Source organism: Corynebacterium sp. FDAARGOS 1242, from assembly GCF_016889985.1.
GTDB classification, from domain to species: Bacteria; Actinomycetota; Actinomycetes; order Mycobacteriales; family Mycobacteriaceae; genus Corynebacterium; species Corynebacterium minutissimum_B.
The window spans coordinates 2,698,896-2,724,411 of the sequence record NZ_CP069568.1; the positions used below are offsets into that span (position 1 = coordinate 2,698,896).

Consider the following 25,516-nt stretch of genomic DNA (forward strand, 5'->3'; position numbering starts at 1 on the left):
TTCGGGGCAAGCCTGCAAACCCTCCCACAAAGTTGAGCGAACCTGTATCAACCTGCCCGGATAGAAAATCTCCACAAAAGTTTGACTTGAGTGGAACAGACTCAAGTTCTTTGGCGTTATAGTCGGTGAAGCCACCTTCCCCGCACAGGGCACAACCACAATCACCTTGGCGCGAGGGAGGGCAATAAACACAAGGAGATAAACACATGAATTCTTTTAACCCCACCACCAAGACGCAGGAAGCCCTGCAGCAGGCGCTGAAAGTCGCCTCCGCTAACGGCAACCCGGACATTCGCCCGGCACACCTTTTAGCAGCCATCCTCGAGCAAAAGGACGGCATTGCCGCCCCGGTCCTTAAGGCCACCGGCGTGGACCCGGACACGGTTCTTAAGGAGGCGCGCGAGCTTATTGATGCCCTGCCCAAGGCAGAGGGCGCCAACATGGCGAACCCGAACTTTAACCGCGACGCCCTCAACGTTCTTACCCGTGCCCAGGAGCTGGCCGGGGAGCTCGGTGATGAATACGTGTCCACCGAGGTGCTGCTGGCTGCCATCGCGGGTTCCAAATCAGACGCGGCTGAGCTGTTGACCTCCCGTGGCGCAACCTATGACGCGCTTAAAGGCGCTTTCCCGTCCGTGCGCGGTGCCGCCAAGGTGACCTCGGAGAACCCGGAGGATCAGTTTCAGGCACTAGAAAAGTACGCCACGGACCTTACTGCCCGTGCCCGCGAAGGAAAGATTGATCCGGTTATCGGCCGTGACCAGGAAATCCGCCGCGTGGTGCAGGTTCTGAGCCGCCGTACCAAGAACAACCCGGTGCTCATTGGTGAGCCTGGCGTCGGTAAAACCGCTATCGTCGAAGGCCTCGCCCGCCGTATCGTGGCCGGTGACGTCCCCGAGTCGCTCAAGGGCAAGACTCTCATCAGCCTAGACCTTGGCTCCATGGTTGCTGGTGCGAAGTACCGCGGTGAATTTGAGGAGCGCCTCAAGGCCGTGCTCGATGAGATTAAGGCCTCCGAGGGCCAGATCATCACCTTTATCGATGAGCTGCACACCATCGTCGGCGCTGGTGCTACCGGTGACGGCTCGATGGACGCCGGTAACATGATTAAGCCCATGCTGGCCCGCGGCGAGCTACGCCTGGTCGGTGCCACGACCCTGGACGAGTACCGCAAGTACATCGAAAAGGACGCCGCCCTCGAGCGCCGCTTCCAGCAGGTCTACGCCGCCGAGCCTTCCGTCGAAGACACCATCGGCATTCTGCGTGGACTCAAGGAACGCTACGAGGTACACCACGGCGTGCGCATCATGGACTCCGCCTTGGTGTCCGCCGCGGAGCTGTCTAACCGCTACATCACCAACCGCTTCCTGCCGGACAAGGCCATCGACTTGGTCGATGAGGCCGGCTCCCGCCTGCGCATGGAGATTGACTCCTCCCCGCAGGAAATTGACGAGCTGGAGCGCATTGTCCGCCGCATGGAGATCGAAGAACTCGCTCTCAAGAAGGAATCCGACGCCGCCTCCCAGGACCGCCTAGTGACCCTCCAGCAGGAGCTGGCGGACCAGCGCGAGAAGCTCGGTGAGCTCAAGGCCCGCTGGGCTAATGAGAAGAAGGCCATCGATGATGTCCAAAACATCAAGGAAGAGCTCGATGACCTGCGCCGCCAGGCGGAAATCGCTGAGCGCGATGGTGACCTAGCACTGGCTTCTGAGATCAACTACGGCAAGATCCCGCCGCTGGAAAAGGAGCTCGCAGCCGCCGAGGAGAAGGCCACGCAGCAGCGCAACACCATGCTCAGTGAGGAGGTCACCCCTGACACTATTGCAGAGGTTGTCTCCGCGTGGACCGGTATTCCTGCCGGCAAAATGCTGCAGGGAGAAACCGAGAAGCTGCTCAACATGGAATCTGTTCTGGGCAAGCGCGTTGTTGGCCAGAAGGAAGCCGTCACCGCGGTCTCGGATGCGGTGCGCCGCTCCCGCGCGGGAGTGGCTGACCCGAACCGCCCGACCGGATCCTTCCTCTTCCTCGGACCCACCGGCGTGGGTAAGACGGAGCTGGCCAAGGCAGTGGCGGACTTCCTCTTCGATGATGAATCCGCCATGGTCCGCATCGATATGTCCGAGTACGGCGAGAAGCACTCCGTCTCCCGCCTCGTCGGTGCTCCTCCGGGATACGTTGGTCACGAGGCCGGCGGTCAGCTCACCGAAGCTGTGCGTCGCCGCCCGTACACGCTGGTGCTTTTCGACGAAGTCGAGAAGGCCCACCCCGATGTCTTCGACGTCCTCTTGCAGGTTCTCGACGAAGGCCGCTTGACGGATGGCCAGGGCCGCACGGTGGACTTCCGCAATACGGTCATCATCCTGACCTCCAACTTGGGCGCCGGCGGCACCCGTGAGGAAACTATGGCTGCGGTGAAGAAGGCCTTCAAGCCCGAATTTATCAACCGCCTTGATGACGTGGTCATGTTCGAGCCCCTCTCCGAGGAACTCCTGCGTGGCATCGTTGACATCCAGCTGCGCGGCCTGGCTGAGCGCCTCGCCTCCCGCCGCCTGACCCTGCAGGTCTCGGACTCCGCCAAGTCCTGGCTCGCGGACCGTGGCTATGACCCGGCCTATGGTGCCCGCCCACTGCGCCGCACCATTCAGCAGGCCATCGGTGACCAGCTGGCCAAGAAACTGCTGGCCGGTGACATCGTCGATGGCGATACCGTCCATGTCGACGTAGCCGATGGCGGCGAACGCCTCGACCTCACCGCCCGTAGCTAAGCCGAGTCTTCTCCGCACGGCGCGCGCCAACCCGCTCATGCCCCTATCATCGGGGGCATGAGCATTTTGGTCTCCCCGCACGAGCTTCGTGACAAGATTTACCACGGCGACAAGACAACTATCCTTGCCTCCCTTTGGGCTCCTGGCGAAGGTGAGTCCTTCAACCAGTTTTCCTCCCTCCATGTGCCGACCGCCCAGTATGCGGACGCTGCCTCTGCCTTCGTGGGCCTGCCAGGCTCCAAGGTGGGCCGCAACCCACTGCCGCTCCCGGAGAAGGTCCAGGAGTGGGTTGACCACTGGGGTCTGCGTCAGGGCTACGAGGTCGTCGTCTACGACGAGGGCCGTGGCCTCTTCGCCGGCCGCGCCTGGTGGACGCTGCGCTGGGCGGGCGTACACAACGTCCGCATTCTCGACGGCGGCCTGTCCAATTGGCGTGCTCAGGGCATGCCCACCCTCACCGGTCCGGGCAACTTGGGCATGACCTCAGACATCACCGTCCAGCCAGGTTCCATGCCCACGGTCACGATCGATGAGGTCAAGGAACATACGGGGCTGCTTCTCGACGCCCGCACGCGCAACCGCTTCGCCGGCCGCCGCGAGAACCTTGACCTTAAGGCTGGCCACATCCCGGGCGCGGTTAACCTGCCGGAGCGCCTCTTCCACACCGACGATGTGACCGTGTGGCGCTCTAAGGAAGAAATCCTCGACATCTTGGGTGAACATGGCGTCACCAAGGAAAACACCGATGGCGCCATTATCTACTCCGGCTCCGGTAACCACTCCTCCCTGGCCATCGCCTTCTTTGAGTACGTGGGCTTTACGGGCCTGCGACACTTCGTGGGTGGTTGGTCCCAGTGGTCCGCGAACCCGAAGAACCCCATCGAGCGCGGCGACCGCGACCACGTCTAAGCGCCCCGTCCTCGTCCCGAGCGATTAAGCTCAGTCAGTAATGCCTTTCGTACTCTTACTCCTCGCCGTCGCCGCGCTCCTCGCGGGCTTGCTCCTGCTCTGGTGGGACCAGCGCCAGCACGCCGACACTCCGGCCGCTGACGCCGTGCCTTCCGCCGACGAACAGCTGCCTGAGCAGCCCACCTCCGAGCCCGTCGCCACCGAATCGGACGTTGCCAACAACGCAGCAACCGAGCCTGCACCGGCAGCCGAGTCTGCGCCGCAGCCCGAACCGGCACCTGAGCCCGAGTACGAACCCGCTCCCGAGCCGGAACCCACGCCAGAGCCATTGCCGGAAGCAATGTCGGAACCAAGGCAGAGAACAGAACCAACTCCGGAGCCAACCTCGGAGCCAGAAACTGCCGCAGATACCATCTCCGCGGAACCGGCCCCGGCACCCCGCTTTGCGGAGCGCGCCGAACGCGCCAAGCAGCTAGTGCCTGGCAGCACTCGCCGCGAGCGGAAAGCTTTTGGCCAACAGCGCGGCTGGGAGTACGCCAAGCATGATTCCTACCTCGCGGATGAGTGGAACCGCGGTGCTGCTGCCCGCGGCCAAGAACCGAAGGACATCATCGCTGGAACGGTTCGCGGCCATGAAACGCTGCTCTTCGATATGGGCGCTATCCCCATCATGGCCATGCGCACCGGCGCAGCCTCTGACATCGTGATTGATTTCCGCCGCGTAGGGGAGACCGTAGATAACCCCTCTGAGGATTTAGTCCACGTCTGCACGGAGGAAGGCTTTGATGTCTTCGCCTCTGAAGCCGGCGTGGGCCAGCGCCTCATCGATGACCGAGTTACCCGCGCCTTGCGCGCACTGCCCGCTGTAGTCACCGCAGTATGGATGGAAGGCGAATGGGTGCTTGCCCAAACCACCAAGCAGGCTCGTAGCACCGAGTGGGAAGAGATGCTGGAGCCGCTCGCTGTGTTGGCTGATACCGCACGCGTCCTTCCGCCGCGCTCCGAGGCTACCCAGGTGCTGCGCGTCGACGAGCTCGACCCGAGCCGCGATATTCCCGCACCCCCGCAGCCGGAGCCCACTGGCCCCACGGCCGTCCCTGACCGTGATGCCTCTGTCGGTGCTCCCAATATCCAGCGACCAACTGAACCTGTGGTCATGCCGAGCCGCACAACAAGCGAGGCACATGGCCCCATCGACCACACGAGCTTGGGCGCGGATGAGGTGGACGCCATCGCTGATGGCCGCGAACACCCGACTCACGAGCAGAACCAAGCCCGCCTGCCGCGCCGCTTCGATGGTGGCTCATCTATTTTCGACTAGTCAGCGCCATGAGTAGTTCGCTGCGAGCACTGCAGCCCGTGTAATGGTCTGCTACTTGGAAGAGGGTAGACTACAGGGCGGATTTTTAAAGGCTAGAGACAGCCACACACCGAAGGAGCGCGCGATGAGCCTGGATCAGCAGAAGAAGCAACGCCTAGCAGAACTGGTAAAGGAGCTGGCCGTCGTCCACGGTAAGGTCACGCTGTCCTCCGGCAAGGAGGCTGACTACTACGTTGACCTGCGCCGAGCTACCTTGCAGCATGAGGCATCCCGCCTCATCGGCTCCCTGCTGCGTGAGCTCACTGCCGACTGGGACTTTGCCGCTGCCGGAGGACTGACCATGGGCGCCGACCCTGTCGCGCTGTCCATCATGCATGCTGATGGCCGCGACATTGACGCTTTCGTCGTGCGCAAGGAAGCCAAGAAGCACGGCATGCAGCGTCAGATTGAGGGCTTCAACGTTGAGGGCCAGAAGGTGCTCGTTGTAGAGGACACCACCACAACCGGTAACTCCCCGCTGACCGCCGTCAAGGCTCTGCGTAATGCAGGCGCTGAGGTCGTTGGTGTGGCCACCGTTGTGGACCGTGATACCGACGCCGGTGCAGCCATCGCCGCCGAAGGCTTGGAGTACCGCTACCTGCTGGGCCTTGAGGACCTCGACCTTGCCTAATCCCGGCGACACCGCTCACCACAAAGAAACCACCGACGCCAAAGGCCCCACCGAGTGGAACGAAGGCCGCCACGGCGTCGGCCCCTGGGAAGGGCCGCTGCCCGAAGGGCCAGAAGCGGATAAATACGACCCAGAGCTGCTGGTTGAAGGCGACCGCCGCAACGTCGTGGACGCCTACCGTTACTGGTCGCGCGAGGCCATCCGTGCGGACATCGATACCCGCCGCCATGCCCTCCACATCGCCATCGAGAACTTCGAGAACGACGCCAATATCGGCACGGTCGTGCGCACAGCCAACGCCTTTGCTGTCGATACCGTCCACATCGTAGGCCGCCGCCGCTGGAACCGCCGCGGCGCCATGGTGACCGATAGGTACCAACACCTCATGCACCATGCGGACGTTAGTGAACTAATGACTTGGGCCGCCGAGCAGGAGCTCACCGTCGTCGCCATCGACAACACCCCCGGGTGTGTGCCCCTCGAAACCGCAGAATTGCCTGAGCGCTGCCTTCTCCTCTTTGGTCAAGAAGGCCCCGGTGTAAGCCAAGAGGCCCAAGACGCAGCGCTTATGACATGTTCCATCGCCCAATTCGGCTCCACGCGCAGCATCAATGCGGGCGTGGCCGCAGGTATTGCCATGCATGCGTGGATTCGACAGCACGCCGACTTGTCAAAAGCATGGTGAGACCCCTCCCACTATGTTTACATGTGAGGTAACGAATTCACATCACAGAATGATGGGTTAGACGTGAAAGAAAAATGGGCACACCGTGCTGACCTCGCGGAGACAGCCATCAACGAGCGCCATGCGAGCGCTGTGTGGGGCTTGCCGCGTACCAACCTTGCAGTGGTGAGCTGGCCGCCCACCACCAAGGAATCACTCTTTGTCCATTGGCACTACTGGTGGCAGGCCCACTACCTGGATTGCCAGGTTGATGCCGCACTGCGCAAGAACACCAAGGTGCGCCGGACGCTTATTGCCAACACCATGCGTGGCATCCACGTGCGCAACCTGCGCGCGCTGACCAAGAACCGTTACTACGACGACAAAGCTTGGATGGCCCTCGCCATGGCCCGCGCCGGGGAGCTGAAGAAGTTGCGCCCGTACAAGAAACTCAGCGTCCTGCAGGGCAACATTCGCGCCGGTATCGACTCCCAGGTGGGAGTGCTGCCGTGGCGCGAAGGCGAGACCTTCCTCAACGTGCCGTCCAACGGCCCCGGGGCCATCATGCTTGCCCGCATGGGGCGTCTAGACGAAGCCCGCCATATCGTGGACTGGATCTACGATCACCTCATCGACGATGACGGATTCGTTATGGACGGCATCCGCATGCGCATGGACGGCCGCGAAGTTGTTCGCGCCATCCACCCCTACTGCCAAGGCGTTGTCCTCGGTGCTTGCCTGGAGATTGTCCTTGCCCTCCGCAAGAAGTCAGGACTGACCTCCTTGGAAACCATCGACACCATCTACGAGGCTGACTTGGCCAAAGACATGATGGATTACACCACCCGCATTCGCAGTCTTGTCCAAGCTGTGGCCACGGGCATGGCTACCCATACGGGTGTCATCGACTGGAAAACCGGTGACGGCGATGGCGGGCTGTTCAAGGGCATTCTCGTGCGCTACCTCGCAGATGTAGCCGTACGCCTTCCTGGCGATTCACCTGCCAATCGCGCCACGAAGAAACTGGCGGCACGCCTCGTCATTAGCTCTGCTGAGTCCGTGTGGGAGCACCGCCTCGAGGTCGACGGCCTTCCCATTTTTGGCTCCGACTGGACTGCGGACGCGAAGCTGCCCCACAACTACGGATTCGGCCCGTCGAGTCTGGGCCAGAAGGTTGGCATCATCCGCGTGGCCGAGCGCGATTTGTCCGTTCAGTTGTCCGGGTGGATGCTGCTGGAGGCCTGCGCCCGAATTTGGAAGCACAAGGAAGAATCCAAAAAGGTACAAAACTCCTAGTAGACCTGTATCACTGCGAACTGGGATCACCCCCTTAAGTGAGATCACACCGTATCGCACGGCGAAAACCAACATCGATAGGCATACTTGGGTGTTGGAACGTGTTGTTTCGCCGAACAGCGAGGTAGCACGGCTTACTGCACAGCAACTCCAAAGGATGGATCTTTATGCCAATCGCAACCCCTGAGGTCTATAACCAGATGCTCGATACCGCCAAGAAGGGCGGCTTCGCATTCCCGGCCATCAACTGCACCTCCTCCGAAACCATCAACGCAGCACTCCGCGGCTTCGCTGAGGCTGAGTCCGACGGCATCATCCAGTTCTCCACCGGCGGTGCCGAGTTCGGTTCCGGCCTGTCCGTCAAGAACAAGGTTGCCGGTGCAAAGGCACTCGCTGCCTTCGCGCACGAAGCAGCACAGCACTACGGCATCAACGTTGCGCTGCACACCGACCACTGCCAGAAGGAAGTTCTGGATGAGTACGTGCGCCCGCTCATCGCCCTCTCCCAGGAGCGCGTAGACCGCGGCGAGCTGCCGTTGTTCCAGTCCCACATGTGGGATGGCTCCGCTATCCCGATCGATGAGAACCTGGAAATCGCTCAGGAGCTGCTGGAGAAGGCAAAGAACGCCAACATCATTCTCGAGGTTGAGATTGGCGTTGTCGGTGGCGAAGAGGACGGCGTTCAGGCTAAGGCTGGCGCTAACCTCTACACCTCCCCGGAGGACTTCGAGAAGACCATCGATGCCCTCGGCACCGGTGAGAAGGGCCGCTACCTGCTGGCCGCTACCTTCGGCAACGTCCATGGCGTGTACAAGCCGGGCAACGTGAAGCTGCGTCCGGAGGTTCTGGATGAGGGCCAGAAGGTTGCCACCAAGAAGCTTGGCCTTGAGGACGGCGCCCAGCCGTTCGACTTTGTCTTCCACGGTGGCTCCGGCTCCGAGAAGGAGAAGATCGAGGAGGCTCTGCGTTACGGCGTTATCAAGATGAACGTTGACACCGACACCCAGTACGCCTTCACCAACCCGGTCGCTCGCCACATGTTCGCCAACTACGATGGCGTCTTCAAGATTGACGGCGAGGTTGGTAACAAGAAGGTCTACGACCCGCGTTCCTACATGAAGAAGGCAGAGCAGGCTATGGCTGACCGCGTGGTTGAGGCCTGCCAGGACCTGCACTCTGTGGGCAAGACCGTTTCTAAGTAACGGTTCTAAGTCGCGCTGTTGCTTGGCGACGTCCCCCCTGGTACAGAGCTCCAAGCAAGCGCACGATCTGAGCACGATAGCTCCCGAATCCACCCGGTTCGGAAGGCTATCGTGCTCATTTTTTGCATCTAGCCCCGGCCGCCCCAGTCAACGCCGACAGCTGAACGCGTAAGATACGGAAACCATGGGAGCGCAAGAGCCATCGTCGAGTACCGTCACGCGCGTTCGCAGGACTACCCGCGAGCAGCTGCGGCTAGTAGATAGGTCTTTAAAGTCACGCTTTACGCGCGTGCGCAACCGGCTGGTCTACATGATCCAGTGCACCCTTGGCGCTGGCCTCGCGTTCTATGTCGCACACGATTTCTTCGGCCACGAGCAGCCCTTCTTCGCCCCGATGGCCGTCATCATCATTCTGGGCCTATCGGGCAGCGACCGCATTAAACGTGCAGTCGACATGGCTATCGGCGGTGTCATCGGCGTTCTGGTGGGCACGTTGCTCGTAGATGCACTTGGCACTGGACCCATTCACATGACCATCATTATTGGTCTGGCGTTGATTATCGGTTCCCTCGTCACCGGCTCGCAGTTGGTGTCCAATCAGATTGTCATCGCCGCCATCCTCATCGCCACGATTTTGCCCCCGACGGAGATGGGCGGAGTCTCCCGCGCGATTGACGCCATTATCGGTGCGGTCATTGGCCTGTCCATGATCATGCTCATCCCCAATTCGCCTCTGCGAGCAGGCCGAACCGAGGTTTCCAAGGTTTTAGGAATCACGTCATCGGTGCTCGTCGATGTCTCGAAAGGCCTAGAGGATAACGACCCCGACCGCATCCAAGAAGCACGTGATGCTGTGCGCGGCACTCAGGATGACATCAACAACATGCTGAACGCCACGAAAGGTGGTGCGGAGACCGCACGCCTATCACCGTTTCTGTGGGGCTCGCAGCGCAACGTCCGCTCCTTGGAGCGTATTCTCACCCCCGTCGATAACGTTGTCCGCGGCACCCGTGTGCTGTCCCGCCGTGCGCTCGTCCTGGCTGAAGATGATGATGAAGCAACCCCGGAGCAGATCGAGCTTATCGACGACATCTCGGACATCATGATGGAACTCTCGGAGCTCTATAGCCACCAATCCGCACGGGAACGCCGCGTGGATGAAGCCCACGCCATCCCCGACATCGTTCACCGCCTGCGCCTGCTAGCGGCACGCTGCTCTGTTGGCATGGCGGGGGATAAGCCGGTTCTCTCCGCTTATGCGTTGCTGGCACAAACGCGCTCCATCATCGTGGACCTGCTCATGATTTGTGGCATGTCTCGCGAGTCCGCGGTAGCGCAGCTAGTGCCCACGTCCAAGCACCCGGCCTACCCGCCGGAGGTGCTGGAGGACGAAGATTAAGGATGACTAGGGCCGCAACTTTAGCAGTGCGAATTCGGAAATCATTCGGACTACTTGTTTGGTGAAGGCAAATCAGATGTGACTTTGGCAGCCAACAGAGAACTACTCTGAAAGTACCGGGGTCTCTTCACAAATGATGCGCGATGATGTCGTCCTTTGTGACAGGACGCTTGTATTTCTTGGCTAGCTTCGTAGAGAGTGCGGAAATATCGAAAGAATCTTGGCTCCAGCCGAAGTCAAAAGGGTGAGCTTCGGCAAGTGAATCGCTCATGGCATTCCGCAGCAAGACCTCAGTGTGATGAATGACTTCAGACAATGCAGCTGCGATTTGTGCGTTGAGTTCATATAGCTTCCATGCTTCCTCCGGTGTGCCACATTCTTCGAGGTATGGAGCGAATCTGGCCTCGGATACCCAAGAAACTTTTCTTGTTAGTGGCATGGGTTTGTTCTTTCGGGAGTCGAGAATGGTAGAGTTTTCCGCATACCGCCTAGGCGCATTGCACAATGCGCATGCGGTGAGGATCCGGTTCCGAGCCTAGTACCGAAAGGTAATGCTGGTCGGATCCTCATTTCGTTTTACCCTCAAACTCGGGCTCGAGAATTGAGCTTAAACGACATTTCGTGCTGGCTCCCAAATTAGTGGCCCCAGTACTGAGCCAGATTGATCGGATTATTTAGCAGGACAATTAAGGCCGCACTATCTGCAGGTCGCGCAGGTGACGGTAGAACGTCACGCGTTTGACTGGGCGCGGTGCGCGGACGCCATCGACGCTGACGCTCAGCTCTGGCCCTCCTGCCTGCACGGCTCTTCCCTGCACCACGCTATCGGGGTCGAGTTGCCCCGGCTTCTCTTGCTTGCGGAGCCGAGCTAATAGTCCCCGCCGTGGCTCAGTTTTCGGTGCAAAGTTCGATACCGCCTTAGCTGCCACGATGCCCGGCGCATCGGTCATTGGCACGAGGCGAGCGCCAAAGACGTGCTTGTCGCGGTCTGCGCGCAGAAGCACTGCGTCATCGACGATAATCTCGCCCGTAATTTCCTCATATGACCATTCCGCAATTGTGGCTGAGCCCGCAACGGCCAGACCCGCATCATTGCGAATGAGCGGTACAGGTTTCACCGGCGCACTCAACGCAAATGAGAGAGCGTCTTCTGTGGAGGTTGGTAGTCCCCAATTCATCGCTGCCGTGGATGTCTCCTCCGTTGGCACGAAGCCCACCTCAGCCCACAGATAGTCCGCACGCATCATCCGGGTAAGCACGGCGCTCAGCGCCGCATCGCTTCCAATGACGACTACGCGCAACGGCTCGCGCAAGAATCGTGCTTGCGGCGCTGCGCCCGGTCGTCCTAAATGGTCCACGTCTGGCTGTGCAGCGATCTCATCGAGCGTTGGAGTCGGGTCCTCCGGCAGAATCTCCTTTGCTAGTGCATCAAGCTCTTTGAGCTCGGCGCGTGTCGGGATCTTGCTCATGGGCAGTCGCCGCACCTTAAGCCCTTGCTCTTCAGCGTGGGCAATGGGAGCGGAAGCGGTGACTGCGAACTGGCCGCCGCAGTCTAAAAGCGCACAGAACATACAAGGATCATAGAAGCCCCATCTGCAAACCTGTAATGACAGGCAGTTCACCAACCGAGAAACGGGGAGCCTTGCCCAATGCTGTAGTGCGCATCACAAGGGCTGGGTAGTCTGGCAGTCAAACCCCACAAGGTTTCCTACATCGAAGAGTTCCAGCAGAGTCCTATCTACCCCTTGGAGGTTTCTCACTGTGTCTGCTCGCATGACTACTCTCGCACTCCTCTCCGCTACGGGCCTGGCGCTGAGCGCCTGTACTTTTGGCGGAGGCTCTGGTGACAAAGCCGAAGAACCCGCTTTCACCACAGCGGCGGCAATGACCCTGGCAGAGTCGAGCTCGGAAGCACCCACGACCTCGAGTACCGCATCCTCCAGCAGCTCGGCTTCATCCACCACGAGCACCAAGTGTGGGGAAGGCACGAAGCTGGAAGACACCGAACTCGGCAAGGTGTTGGAGAACAAGGAAGCTTACGTGAAGGGCTCCACCGAGAAATTCGAGGACCTCACCGTCGGTGAAGACGAGTATGACCCGTGCAAGTTCCTCAGCTACGTGGTGCTGGAGGGCAAGTTCGGTGGAGAATCCGTTAAAGTCCCTGCTTTCTTCGTCAATGGCAAAATCTATAGCGAGGATGCTCTTTACATCACATCCTCCTCGTTCGAGGTCAGCGAGGATGGCGAGGGCTACACCTATGAGTCCGAGACCGACGGTGACATTGTTGGTGTTGAAGGCAAAGTTTATAAGCGCCCAGGCACCGAAGCACCTATGATGGATGACTCTTTTGACGGTGTGAACTCTGACATCTTCTACCTTGACGTGAAGTCTGAACCCACCGAATCTGCGGACTTGGCTAAGGATGAAGAAGACCTCCGCGGCGAAGAGCTCTTCACTATCGCTGCCGATGGCTGGAACATGGTCTGCGGAATCGCTGAGGAGAATAACGCTATCGACTGTGCACATGGCGATGGCGGGGGTTGGGGCATTAAGGGCGGTAAGAGCCCAATGCCAGAAGGCATGGAGTTTAACTTAGTGACCTTCCTGCCACTGGAGAACAGTACCGAGTTCAGCCAGTATGACGACGATATCCCAACTGACGGCAAGAAAATTGAAGGCAACGGGCTCTACCGAATCGGCATCGGTGACATCGAAGCCCAAATTGCCGTTGTCGATGACAGCATCATCGTCAGCACCCCAGACAAGTCGAGGCTGATGTTCACCAACGACACCATCTACTTCGATAACGAGGAATCGGGCGGTGGCGACGCGAACACCGAAAGCGTCTAGTCGGCCTCACGCTTAATTCGCCGTGGACGGTGCCGCGTGCCGCCAGCGCTCTAATTCTTGATGACCTTGTCACAAACCCACCACTGCTCCAGCAAGGCGGGTAAAGTAGGTGCGTATTTGACTTCAATAACTAGGAAGTGACACCAAAAATGGCAGCGATCGTCATCGTCGGCGCCCAGTGGGGCGACGAAGGCAAGGGCAAGGCTACCGACATCCTCGGCGGCAAGGTCGATTACGTAGTTAAGCCCAACGGCGGTAACAATGCCGGCCACACCGTCGTGGTCGGCGGCGAGAAGTACGAGCTCAAGCTCCTTCCCGCAGGCATTCTTTCTGAAAACGCCACCCCGGTCCTGGGCAACGGTGTGGTGATTAACCTTGAGGCCCTCTTCGACGAGATCGATGGCCTCGAAGCCCGTGGCGCTAATGCGTCGCGTCTGAAGATTTCCGCCAACGCCCACCTCGTGGCGCCCTACCACCAGACGCTCGACCGCGTGCAGGAGCGCTTCCTCGGCAAGCGCGCCATCGGCACCACCGGCCGCGGCATCGGCCCCGCCTATGCCGACAAGGTTGCCCGCATCAGTATCCGTGTGCAGGACATCTTCGATGAATCCATCCTGCGCCAGAAGGTTGAGTCTGCTCTCGACATCAAGAACCAGATGCTGGTGAAGATGTACAACCGTAAGGCTATCGACCCAGATCAGATCGTGGAGTACTTCTTGAGCTACCGCGAGCGTCTACGCCCGATGGTTGTCGAGGCCGAGCTGGAGCTCAATAAGGCCCTCGACGCTGGCAAGCACGTCCTCATGGAGGGCGGCCAGGCCACCATGCTGGACGTGGACCACGGCACCTACCCGTTCGTGACCTCCTCCAACCCATCGGCCGGCGGTGCCTCGGTGGGCTCCGGCATTGGTCCTACGCGCATTAAGACTTCCCTGGGCATCATCAAGGCCTACACCACCCGTGTGGGCGCTGGTCCTTTCCCCACTGAGCTTTTTGACAAGTGGGGCGAGTACCTGCAGACCACCGGCGGCGAAATCGGCGTCAACACCGGCCGCAAGCGCCGCTGCGGTTGGTATGACTCCGTGGTGGCTCGCTATGCCACCCGCGTCAACGGTTTCACGGACTACTTCCTGACCAAGCTGGACGTGCTCACCGGCATCGGTGAGATTCCCATCTGCGTCGCATACGACGTCGACGGCAAGCGCTACGACGAGATGCCGCTGACCCAGTCTGAGTTCCACCACGCCGAGCCCATCTTTGAGACCATGCCGGCTTGGGATGAGGACATCACTGACTGCAAGACTTTTGAGGACCTCCCGCAAAAGGCTCAGGATTACGTCCTGCGCCTGGAGGAACTCTCCGGCTGCCGCATCTCCTACATCGGTGTCGGCCCTGGCCGCGACCAGACCATCGTGCGCCACGACGTTATGGAAGATCAGTAGTCTGAGTATGTGACCCGTATAAGTATTACTTATCTATTTCCCGCCCCGCATTCTGGATGCAGGCTGTCAGCGTATGAATGCTGACGCCGTGCCTCGGAGCCGAGGCGGTTTTCTCATGTATTACTGCAGCAATCTTCCGTGAATATTCCCTGATTACATGCGCAACCTTTACGCCTGTCCGTAGAAATCACCCCCGCGTGGGCGGGGTTCGTGTGCCTAATGTTACGCATGTAACAATGTGACATATTACACTCTCTCGGTGGCGTGTCATTTATAGGGGCTATATCCACAGGTTGCGGGTGTATGCATAATGGTAGTCATGAAACTGTTTCTTCCATGGACTTTTAAGGTTGCTGTGCGGTTTTCCAAATGATCTAAAAGAGATAGCATCTTAAGAGAGTTAACTTACTGTTCCCTGGATTCTCTGACCTTTGCCTGGGGGAGAAGATGTGAGTCGCTCTCAGTTGCGTAAGCCGGATTCCCACTTACGCGGTCACGTGCCCCAGCATGATCACCTCTTACAAGTCTTAAGGAAAGGACTTCTTGGCATGACTAAGAAGAGCACCCGAGCAGCATCTGCAGCTCGCCGTCGCGGCACTTCCTTCGCGGCAGCTGCCTTGTCCGTAGCCCTTGTTGCTCCGTTCGTTCACCCAGTGGCTGTACCGCGCACTGCTGCGGTGGCTCAGGCTGCCGAAATCACCGACGCCGACGGTAACTACATTCCTGCGGATGCCGGGCGAACCAATGACAACGGTGAGGAGGACGGCCTGCTCTATGCCGGTCTTGTGCCGGAGTTTGTGGATGCACAGCAAAATGACCCGCAGTACGTCTTCAAGGTTCCGCATCTAAGGAAGGCTATTTGGAATACCGGTAAGACCCCGGCGGGGGATACAGACGCAGACGGCCAGTACATCCGGTTCCGTGATGAGGCCCTCTACTCCCAGATCGCTCGCATTGAGCTGGTGGGTGTGAATGGTGACCATCAGGGTTCATTTACCAAGCGTGATCCGAAGGGCTCTGAGTGGGGACTGAAGTTCGATGACTCTCGGAACTTTCCCGGCGCATGGGACGTCCCGTATGCGTCCTATATTCAGATCTTCTTGAAGGATGGCAAGAAGATTGAGGATCTTGGCCTTCCGGCAGAGGGTTCGCAGGTTGACTACTACTGGGTTCGCAAGGATGGTCGAATCTTCAATAACTCTGTTCAGCATGTCAACATCGTTGGCAAGAATCAGCTTGCACAAGTAGACGGAGTTCCTTCAAACACCTTCGAGGGCACCGGCGAGAGGGTGTACCACAACGGTATCTCCAAGCAGCTGAAGTATGACCAAGAGAAGGGCTCCATCAAGTCCACTACCACCGCCACGATGGCAGGTAGGAACTTTGGTGGCAACAGCTACTGGAACTGGATTCTTAACGAGTACATCAGCCCTGATGTAGCGAAGCACATTACCGACGTCACGGTGTACAAGTCTGATATGGAAGGCAATCCGCTTCCGAATGCGAAGAAGTGGAAGATGGACTTCGACAAGGAGACAGGGTTCGCGACTACCGCAACTCGCCCCGAACTGTCCTACATCCCACACGGGACCGACATTGACGCAAAGACTAAGGACCAAGTGTGGGTCAACATGAACAGCGTCGTGGGCATCGCAGCTAACGCCACCGGCAGCTTTACCATCGAGTACCAACTCGAGGAAGGCGCTGACAACCTTGCTAATTCCCCGTACGGTAAGCGCATCGACACCACGTCCTGGATCTCGGTGGACTTTACGGACAAGTGGCCTAAGCTTGCGCCGAACGACGAAAAGCAAGACGGCGGTGCTGAGCCGATGCTGCTGAAGAACACGCTCAAGTCCGACTACCTCAACATCATTGATTCCGACGGCGACGGTCTTACCGACGACTACGAGCGTGATCTGGGTACCGACCCGTCGGCTGCAGATACGGACGGTGACGGTGTCCGCGATGACGTCGAGGTGTTAACTGACAATACTGATCCACTGGATCCCAAGTCCTTCAAGCCTGCTGCTCCGCAGCCGGCTAAGAAGGAAGTTCCTCTCAAGCCCGAATCTTTGTCGGGCACCATTACCCGCGAGCAGGATAAGGACACCCAGGGCAAGGACATCCCGCTCCTCGACATCACGAATGCTGACGCCGCACCGGTCAAGATTGTCGCTGTGCCGACCGAGAAGCTGAACGAAGACCAAGACGGCAACCTTAACTATGAGGCTGCTGATGCTATCGGCATCGCATCGCTTGACGACGTCGCAGCAATCCAGAAGGGTAAATTCACCTCCGGGAAGCTCGAGCTTAAAAACGGCACGGAGTACACCCTCGTTGCGGAGTCTCCGAATGGTGAGCGCACCAAGGGCGGCACGTTCCTGGCTACCGAGACCCCGACCGTAGCTACCGAGACCCCGTCCATCGATTCGGTAAAGGTTGATGCCACCAAGGTCACTGTCACGGCTCCTGCAGGCAGCGAGGTGAAGGTGACCCTGCCGTCTGGTAAGGAGGTCACCGCTACTGAGAATCCGGATAATCCGGGTAGCTTCACCGCAGATATTCCTGAGGGCGAAGAGCTCAAGGAAGGCGATGAGATCACGGCTATTGCAACCGAGGACGGTAAGAATCCTTCCAAGCCGGCAACCGTAAAGGTTGAGGCTGCGGACGCATCGGAGCCGGAGACTCCAACCGACCCTGAGACTCCTGGGGCTGATAAGACCTACGGCGTTGACTACCCAGCGCTGGAGAACCTTGCTGTGGACGGCGAGAACGCCACCTCTACGGTTTCTCCGAAGCTGACCCTCAACGGTGAGCCCGTGGATACCTTGCCTGAGGGCATCGCGTTCACAGCAGATACCTCCAACGCCCCTGAGGGCACCAAGGTGAGCTTCGATGAGAACGGTGCTGCAACCATCACCGTTCCGAAGCAGGAGCCAGGCGCTCCAGCTAAAGTTTTTGAGCTGCCGGTTACCGTTACTATCGATGGCGAAGAATTCACCGACACCATCGTTGTTCAGGTCCCAGCTGGTGATGAGAAGCCGGCTCCTAAGGATCTGGTCGTTGACAAGATTAAAGGTCAAGAGACCTGGTCCGATGAGGCCATTGACCCGATTCAGGTTTCTGCCAAGACCGCTGACGATGCGAAGCTGTCCAACCCTACGTACGAGCTTGTCGACGCCCCTGCAGGCATCTCCATCGATGAAAACGGCAAGATCACCGGTACCCCTGCTTATAACAAGGACACCGCGGACATTGTGACCGAGGACGGCAACGCTGTCTACAACGTGACCGTCAAGGTCACCGATGGTGACAGCACCGGTACCCAGACGTTCCCGCTCGTGGTCAAGGACGCCTCCGCGGACTCCGATGATGATGGCCTTACCGACAAGGAAGAAGCTGAAAAGGGTACTGACCCGAAGAAGGCTGACACTGATGGTGATGGTCTGACCGATAAGGAAGAGGTTGACGGTTCCAAGAACAACGGCACCCCGACCGATCCGAATAATGCCGACAGCGATGGAGACGGCGTTAACGACGGCGACGAGGTCAACAACACGGACGCCGACGGCAACCCTGCCCCCACTGATCCGAACAACCCTGATAACAAGCCGACTGGGCCGCAGGTAGCTGTCGACGAGTCCTCGAAGACTCCGGTGGATGCTACCGATAAAGAGCAGTCGACTGGTGTGAAGGTGGAGAAGCCGACGGGCAAGACCACGGTGACCGCTAAGGACGAGGACGGTAAGGGTGTTCCTGTCAAGATTGACCCGGAAACCGGTGAGATTCTCGTTACGCCTGGTGAGGGTGTTGACGGTCCGATTACCGTGACTGTTGAGGATCCGTCCCTGGATGAGCCGGCAACAGTTGAGGTACCGGTTGATGGTCACGAGAAGGACCAGGATGACAATAGCTCTGAGCCTGCGAAGGACTCTGATAACGACGGTGTCACTGACGAGCAGGAGGCTGCTGACGGTACTGATCCGAACGAGGCTGACTCTGATGGCGATGGTCTGACTGATGGTGAGGAGAAGCAGCGCGGTACCGATCCGAACAAGGCCGATTCTGATGGCGACGGCGTCAACGATGGCGACGAGGTCAAGAATGGCACTGATCCGCTGGTGGCCGACTCTGATGATGATGGTCTGAGCGACGGTGAGGAGAAGGAGAAGGGTACTGATCCTCTTAAGGCTGATTCCGATGGTGATGGCCTCACTGATAAGGAAGAGCTGGACGGTTCGAAGAACACCGAGTACGACAACGCGCCGACGGATCCGAAGGAGGCTGACTCCGATAAGGATGGTCTGACTGACCGTACTGAGATCGAAATCGGTACCAACCCGAACGTGGCCGATACCGACGGTGATGGTGTCAACGATGGTGATGAGGTCAAGGCCGGTACCAATCCGACTGTGAAGGATGAGACTCCGGAGGAGCCTGCGAAGGATTCTGATGGTGACGGTATCTCTGATGACCAGGAAGCCAAGGACGGTACTGACCCGAACAAGGCTGATTCTGATGATGATGGCCTGAGTGATGGTGAGGAGAAGGAAAAGGGTACCGATCCAAACAAGGCTGACTCTGATGACGACGGCGCTAACGATGGTGACGAGGTCAAGAATGGCACCGATCCGAAGAACGCTGACTCTGATGGTGACGGCCTGACTGATGGTGAGGAGAAGGAGCTTGGCTCTGATCCGAACAAGGCTGACACCGATGGTGACGGTCTGACGGACGCCGAGGAAAAGGAGCAGGGTACTGATACGACCAAGGCTGATTCCGATGGTGATGGTCTGACTGACCGCACTGAGCTTGAGATCGGTACCGACCCGAACGTGGCCGATACCGATGGTGATGGTGTCGACGATGGTGATGAGGTCAAGGCCGGTACCAACCCGACTGTGAAGGATGAGACTCCGGAAGAGCCTGCGAAGGATTCTGATGGTGATGGTGTCACCGATGAGCAGGAAGCTGCTGACGGTACTGATCCGAATAAGGCTGATTCTGATGGTGACGGCCTGAGTGATGGTGAGGAGAAGGAGCGCGGTACTGATCCGACGAAGGCCGATTCTGATGACGATGGCGTCAACGATGGTGACGAGGTTAAGAATGGTACTGATCCGAAGAACGCTGATTCCGATGGCGATAGCCTGACCGATGGCGAAGAGAAGGAACTGGGCAGTGATCCGACCAAGGCTGACACTGATGGTGATGGCCTGAGCGACGCCGAGGAGAAGGACAAGGGTACCGATCCTGCCAAGGCCGATACCGATGGTGATGGCCTGAGCGATAAGGAAGAGCTGGACGGTTCTAAGAACACTAAGTACGACAACAAGCCGACGGACCCGAAGAAGGCTGACTCTGATGGTGATGGTCTAACTGACCGTACTGAGATTGAGATCGGTACTAACCCGAATGAGGCCGATACTGACGGCGACGGCACCAACGATGGCGATGAGATCAAGGCCGGAACCAACCCGACGGCCAAGGACGAGCCTGATGCCGAGCAGCCTAAGGTCTCCGTCGAAGGAGCCGACACGCCGAGCGCTGTCGATGCCTCTGACGAGGAGCAGTCGACCGGTGTGAAGGTCGAGAACCCGACCGGCAAGACTACGGTGACCGCCAAGGATGAGGGTGGCAAGGCCGTTCCTGCCACGATCGATCCGGACACCGGCGAGATTCTCGTTACTCCGGGTGAGGGCGTTGATGGTCCGATTACTGTGACGGTGAAGGATCCCTCCCTGGATGCGCCTGCAACCGTGGAGGTTCCGGTCAATGGTCATGAGAAGGGCAAGGACGACAACGGCTCCGAGGACACCGGTGGAGTGACCCCGACCGACCCGTCCGAGGAGCCGGCGAAGGACTCCGATGGTGACGGTGTTACCGACGAACAGGAGCTTGCCGACGGCACTGATCCCAACCAGGCCGACTCCGATGGTGATGGCCTGAGTGACGGTGAGGAGAAGCAGCGCGGTACCAATCCGAATGAGGCTGACTCTGATGGGGACGGTGTTAGCGATGGTGATGAGGTCACTGATGGCACTGATCCGCTGAAGGCTGATTCTGATGGTGATGGCCTGAGCGATAAGCAGGAGCTGGATGGCTCTGAGAACGGCGAGTACGGCAATGAGCCGACGAAGCCGACGAAGGCTGACTCTGATGGTGACGGTCTGACTGACCGCACTGAGCTTGAGATCGGTACTAACCCGAATGTGGCGGATACCGATGGTGATGGCGTCAACGATGGTGATGAGGTCAAGGCTGGTACCAACCCGACCGAGAAGAACGAAGCCCCTGAGGAGCCGGCCAAGGACTCGGACGGTGACGGTGTTACCGATGAGCAGGAGGAAACTGACGGTACTGACCCGAACAAGGCCGACTCTGATGGTGATGGCCTCAGCGACGGTGAAGAGAAGGAGCGCGGTACCGATCCGACGAAGGCTGATACCGATGGCGATGGTGTCGATGACGCCCAGGAGATTGAGGACGGCACCGACCCGCTGAAGGCCGACTCTGATGATGATGGCTTGAATGACGGTGAGGAGAAGGAGAAGGGTACTGATCCTCTCAAGGCCGATACCGATGGTGATGGCCTGAGCGATAAGCAGGAGCTGGATGGCTCTGAGAACGGCGAGTACGGCAATGAGCCGACGGATCCGACGGAGGCTGACTCTGATGGCGACGGTCTGACTGACCGCACTGAGCTTGAGATCGGCACTAACCCGAATGTGGCCGATACCGATGGCGACGGCGTCAACGATGGTGATGAGGTCAAGGCCGGTACCAACCCGACCGAGAAGAACGAAGCTCCTGAAGAGCCTGCGAAGGACTCTGATGGTGATGGTGTCACCGATGAGCAGGAGGCTGCTGACGGTACTGATCCGAACAAGGCCGATTCTGATGGCGATGGCCTCAGCGACGGTGAAGAGAAGGAGCGCGGTACCGATCCGACGAAGGCTGATTCCGACGGTGATGGGGTCGAGGACGGCCAGGAGGTCACTGATGGCACTGATCCGAAGAACGCTGATTCTGATGGGGATGGCCTCAGCGACGGTGAGGAAAAGGAGCTTGGCTCTGATCCGACCAAGGCTGACACCGATGGTGATGGCCTGAGCGACGCCGAGGAGAAGGACAAGGGTACCGATACTGCCAAGGCCGATACCGATGGTGATGGCCTGAGCGATAAGGAAGAGCTGGACGGTTCTAAGAACACTAAGTACGACAACAAGCCGACGGACCCGAAGAAGGCTGACTCTGATGGTGATGGCCTGACTGACCGTACTGAGATTGAGATTGGTACTAACCCGAACGAGGCTGATACCGATGGCGACGGCACCAACGATGGTGATGAGGTCAAGGCTGGTACTAATCCGACTGTGAAGGATGAAGCTCCTGAAGAGCCTGATACCACGACCACAGTGGAGGGTATTGATGCGCCGGAGACTGTGAAGCCGAATGGTGAGGAGCAGTCGACTGGTGTGACGGTTAACAATCCGGATGGCACGTCGGTTGCTGCGTCCGATGAGGATGGGGACAAGGTTCCGGCTCGTATTGATGAGGATGGCGACGTTGTTGTGACTCCGTCGGAGGATGTTGATGGCCCGATTGAGGTTGTTATCTCAGATGAGGACTTGCCGAATGGTAAGGCCGAGGTTGAGGTTCCGGTTGAGGGCCACGAGAAGGGCAAGGATGACAATAAGTCTGATGAGCCTTCTGGAACTCCGGAGGATAAGAAGACTGAGGTTATTGGCGCTGATGCGCCGGAGACTGTGAAGCCGAATGGTGAGGAGCAGTCGACTGGTGTGACGGTTAACAACCCGGAGGGCACGTCGGTTGCTGCGTCCGATGAGGATGGGAACAAGGTTCCGGCTCGTATTGATGAGGAAGGCGACGTTGTTGTGACCCCGTCGGAGGATGTTGATGGTCCGATTAAGGTTGTCGTTGCTGATGAGGACTTGCCGAATGGTAAGGCCGAGGTTGAGGTTCCGGTTGAGGGCCATGAGAAGGGCAAGGATGACAACGGCTCTGACATGAAGCCGTCCAACCCGAACCGTCCGTCGACGCCAGGTGAGTGGTGGCCCACGAACCCGACCACCCCGGGTGATACCTCCGGTAACGACGGTGAAGGCGAGTCCGAGGGCGAGGATGCTGAGTCCCACAAGCTCGACGTCAAGCCTGTGACGGAAGGCGACTCTACTGTTAAGGGCACGGCTGAGCCGGAGACTGTCGTCACTGTCACCATCACGGATAAGGATGGCAAGGAGAAGTTCAAGGACGAGCATGTTGACGTCGATAAGAATGGCAACTGGAAGGTTGAACCTAAGGTAGATATCGCTACGGGCGATAAGGCCACAGTGACGAATTCCGAAGGTGACCAGGACTACGAGGTTGCAACCCCGAAGGATTCCTCCGAGCCGTCCATTCCGGGCGAGAAGCCTGGTGAGGAGCCGGGTGAGGGTGGTTTGTCCTCCAACCTGTCTGAGCGTTGCATCAACACCGGTCTGGGTGTCGGTTTGCCGCTGTTGTTCCTGATTCCGGTTGGTCTGGCTTCCCAGCTGGCTATCCCGGGTCTGAAGGACTTCATTGCTCCGATTAACAAGCAGATCGCTGATATCAACGCTCGTCTGCAGATGCAGGCAGGCGTGTTCAACGGCCCGCTGGCGGACCAGATGGCTGGTATCAATGCTCAGCTCAAGCGCTTTGGCGTAAGCGCTGGCTCTGTAGCGCTGGTTGCTGCTGGTGCTCTGGCTATCGGCCTGCTGGCTGATGCGTGTGCACCGGGTGCTGATGAGGAAGGTTCCTCCAAGTAAGAGGAAGTCCGCGATAACCGAGGGCCAGTCGGCCCACGTGGTCGGCTGACACACTAAAGGTCAGTCTGTAACACCGAGCCCCTTTTTCCCACCGATTCCCTGCGGTGAGGAAAGGGGGCTTTGGTGATCGCGTAGGTGATCACGTAGGCGCTACGCGTTAGGGAATGGTGGGGGACGGGGGACGTCGCCAAGCAGCACAGCGTCAAATGTGTGCGATAATTCGAGAATGACTACCGCAGGCGATAACGCAGGCCGCATCGGAACCCCACTCACAGCAACCGCTACCAAGGTGCTGTTGCTAGGGGCGGGTGAGCTGGGCAAGCAGCTGGCAATGGCCTTCCAAAATTTAGGGCTCGAGGTTCACGCCGTGGACCGCTACGCAGGCGCACCCGCACAGCAGCTCGCGCACTTTAGTTACATCGCAGACATCAGAGACCCGCAGAAGGTGTGGGAGCTTACTGAGCGAATCAAGCCGGACTACGTGGTCCCCGAGGTGGAAACCGTGGCGATTGAAGCCCTCGAGCGCGTAGAGGAAGAACTGGGGGCCACAGTGGTGCCTTCCGCGCGTGCGTGTGCGCTGACCCAATCGCGTGAGAGCGTGCGTGGCGTGGCTGAGAGTATCGGCTTGCCTGTGTCCGGCTATCGCTTCGCGGAGTCCCCTGAGGAGCTGCAGCAGGCGGTGGAGGAGCTGGGCCTGCCGTGCATCGTGAAGCCGGATATCACGACCTCTGGCAAGGGGCACGTCCTTCTTAAGGAAGAGGAGGACGTAGAGGAGGCCTGGTCCATGGTGCGCCACGTGTCTTCGGATAAGAAGCGCGTGGTGGTGGAGCGCTTCGTGGACTTTGATTATGAGGTCACGCTCCTGGCGGTGCGCTCCATTGACCCGGCTACGGGCAAGATGGCCACGTGGTTTAGTGAGCCTATTGGTCACCGTCACGAAAAGGGTGACTTGGTGGAGTCCTGGCAGCCCATGGCGATGAGTGAGGATGCGCTGGCGAATGCACGTTCCGTGGCCGCGCGCATCTCCAATGAGTTGGGTGGACGCGGCGTGTACGGCGTAGAGCTCTTCGTGGCTGGCGATGACGTGTATTTCTCCTCCGTCTCGCCACGCCCGTTGGATACGGCGATGCTTACGGACTATACCCAGCGCTTCTCCGAGTTTGATCTGCACGTGCGCGCCATGTTGGGCCTTCCCATTGACGTCACGTTGGTCAGCCCAGGTGCTGCGGTCATTCTCCACGCGGATGCTGAGCTTGACGACGTCTCATATTCCGGCCTCGATGCTGCCATGGCTTATGAGGAAACCGACGTGCGTCTGTTTGGTAAACCGTGGGCGTATTCAGGCCGCCGCATGGGGATGGTGGCTACGACTGCTGAGGATGTTGAAACCGCCCGCGACAGAGCCAACTTAGCGGCTTCTAAGATTACTGTGGGGCTAAAGCATAGCGAGTTTGCTCAGGGCACCTCAGAAACGCTCTCGCCAGACGACGCCCCCGCTACCGACATTGACGTCATCGAAGTCGCCGAGCCCGTCATCGACGTTGATCCCAAACTCACCAGGTCTGCCGACGACTAACGGGGAGGTAGCACTACACCCTTGGGTGTAGATGTGTGCAGGAATTTTTTAAGCGGTTGCGCGGTATGCGCGGCCGCTTTTGTCTTACTCACGGGCTGCACGGCGTGGGGAAGCTGACAAAAATAAGGGAACGGGCGTTCTAGTAAAAGTTGAAGGTTCAACAAACCTTTTTCACCCTTCTTACTGGGGCTCATGTTCACTCAGTGTCCTAATGTCCGCGATGCTGTTCATATTTGGTTGAAATTTGCACATGTTAACCCCTGCTAAAGCTTAGAAAACCTGAGTTGAGAAATTAAGACGAGAGAACTCTAGCTTAATCAGTTTTTCCGAAAACTGAGAATGTCGATATATCAACAACGTATCGAACATCATGACTAACGGCACGATTCAAAGGTGCTACCATGCCGATTTACCTGCAGGTTTTCCGACTTTCCACCGCTATAAGCGAAACTTATAGAAGAATCACCAATCTTGCAGGAACCTGTGCGTGATGATATTCTCCTGAGTGGACTTTAAGAGTAGATCGAGAGTCTGAAGGTGTTTATGCCGGTCAGGGCGGAAATATCACGTCAAGATTTCAGATATTCTCAGCATCCATCCGGACGCTGC

At 58.6% G+C, this 25,516-nt stretch carries 14 protein-coding genes; 12 read left to right on the top strand and 2 right to left on the bottom strand.

Features of this window, described 5'->3' with window-relative positions:
* Positions 1-206: 206 nt before the first annotated feature.
* From clpB to I6J72_RS12820, 8 genes are all read left to right on the top strand, one after another.
* Positions 207-2,765 (top strand): ATP-dependent chaperone ClpB, encoded by a 2,559-nt coding sequence (gene clpB, locus I6J72_RS12785; RefSeq protein ID WP_204099459.1) that lies wholly within the window; start codon positions 207-209, stop codon positions 2,763-2,765.
* 57 nt (positions 2,766-2,822) lie between these two features.
* Positions 2,823-3,674, top strand: coding sequence for a sulfurtransferase (locus tag I6J72_RS12790; RefSeq protein ID WP_204099460.1), 852 nt, complete (start codon positions 2,823-2,825; stop codon positions 3,672-3,674).
* Between the two features lie 40 nt (positions 3,675-3,714).
* Positions 3,715-4,995, top strand: coding sequence for a hypothetical protein (locus I6J72_RS12795; RefSeq protein ID WP_204099461.1), 1,281 nt, complete (start codon positions 3,715-3,717; stop codon positions 4,993-4,995).
* A 124-nt stretch (positions 4,996-5,119) separates the two neighbouring features.
* On the top strand, positions 5,120-5,665 hold the full coding sequence (gene pyrE / locus I6J72_RS12800) for an orotate phosphoribosyltransferase (protein ID WP_070673229.1): 546 nt from the start codon (positions 5,120-5,122) through the stop codon (positions 5,663-5,665).
* Positions 5,658-6,350, top strand: coding sequence for a TrmH family RNA methyltransferase (locus tag I6J72_RS12805; RefSeq protein ID WP_204099462.1), 693 nt, complete (start codon positions 5,658-5,660; stop codon positions 6,348-6,350). Before pyrE ends, I6J72_RS12805 begins: the two co-directional genes overlap by 8 nt.
* A gap of 63 nt (positions 6,351-6,413) precedes the next feature.
* The gene (locus I6J72_RS12810; protein ID WP_204099463.1) at positions 6,414-7,625 is read left to right on the top strand and encodes a glycoside hydrolase family 76 protein; all 1,212 of its coding nucleotides are present in this window, start codon (positions 6,414-6,416) and stop codon (positions 7,623-7,625) included.
* A 167-nt stretch (positions 7,626-7,792) separates the two neighbouring features.
* Positions 7,793-8,827: a class II fructose-bisphosphate aldolase gene (gene fbaA, locus I6J72_RS12815; protein ID WP_204099464.1), complete on the top strand. Its 1,035-nt coding sequence runs from the start codon at positions 7,793-7,795 to the stop codon at positions 8,825-8,827.
* Positions 8,828-9,011: 184 nt separating this feature from the next.
* Positions 9,012-10,226, top strand: a complete 1,215-nt coding sequence (locus I6J72_RS12820; RefSeq protein WP_204099465.1) for an aromatic acid exporter family protein — start codon at positions 9,012-9,014, stop codon at positions 10,224-10,226.
* A 127-nt stretch (positions 10,227-10,353) separates the two neighbouring features.
* Here I6J72_RS12820 and I6J72_RS12825 read toward each other — a convergent pair whose 3' ends face one another.
* Complete coding sequence (locus I6J72_RS12825) at positions 10,354-10,665, bottom strand: hypothetical protein (RefSeq protein WP_204099466.1); 312 nt, start codon at positions 10,663-10,665, stop codon at positions 10,354-10,356.
* Between the two features lie 247 nt (positions 10,666-10,912).
* The gene (locus I6J72_RS12830; RefSeq protein ID WP_204099467.1) at positions 10,913-11,695 is read right to left on the bottom strand and encodes a hypothetical protein; all 783 of its coding nucleotides are present in this window, start codon (positions 11,693-11,695) and stop codon (positions 10,913-10,915) included.
* 304 nt (positions 11,696-11,999) lie between these two features.
* Here I6J72_RS12830 and I6J72_RS12835 point away from each other — a divergent pair, with 304 nt between their 5' ends.
* The 4 genes from I6J72_RS12835 (at position 12,000) to purT (ending at position 24,907) form a co-directional block, all read left to right on the top strand.
* On the top strand, positions 12,000-13,076 hold the full coding sequence (locus I6J72_RS12835; RefSeq protein ID WP_239107392.1) for a hypothetical protein: 1,077 nt from the start codon (positions 12,000-12,002) through the stop codon (positions 13,074-13,076).
* A 149-nt stretch (positions 13,077-13,225) separates the two neighbouring features.
* Positions 13,226-14,518, top strand: coding sequence for an adenylosuccinate synthase (locus I6J72_RS12840; RefSeq protein WP_204099469.1), 1,293 nt, complete (start codon positions 13,226-13,228; stop codon positions 14,516-14,518).
* A gap of 548 nt (positions 14,519-15,066) precedes the next feature.
* Entirely contained in the window at positions 15,067-23,331 is an 8,265-nt protein-coding gene (locus I6J72_RS12845; RefSeq protein WP_204099470.1) for a hypothetical protein, read from the top strand.
* Between the two features lie 226 nt (positions 23,332-23,557).
* Positions 23,558-24,907: a formate-dependent phosphoribosylglycinamide formyltransferase gene (gene purT, locus I6J72_RS12850; RefSeq protein WP_204099471.1), complete on the top strand. Its 1,350-nt coding sequence runs from the start codon at positions 23,558-23,560 to the stop codon at positions 24,905-24,907.
* Positions 24,908-25,516 lie beyond the last annotated feature (609 nt).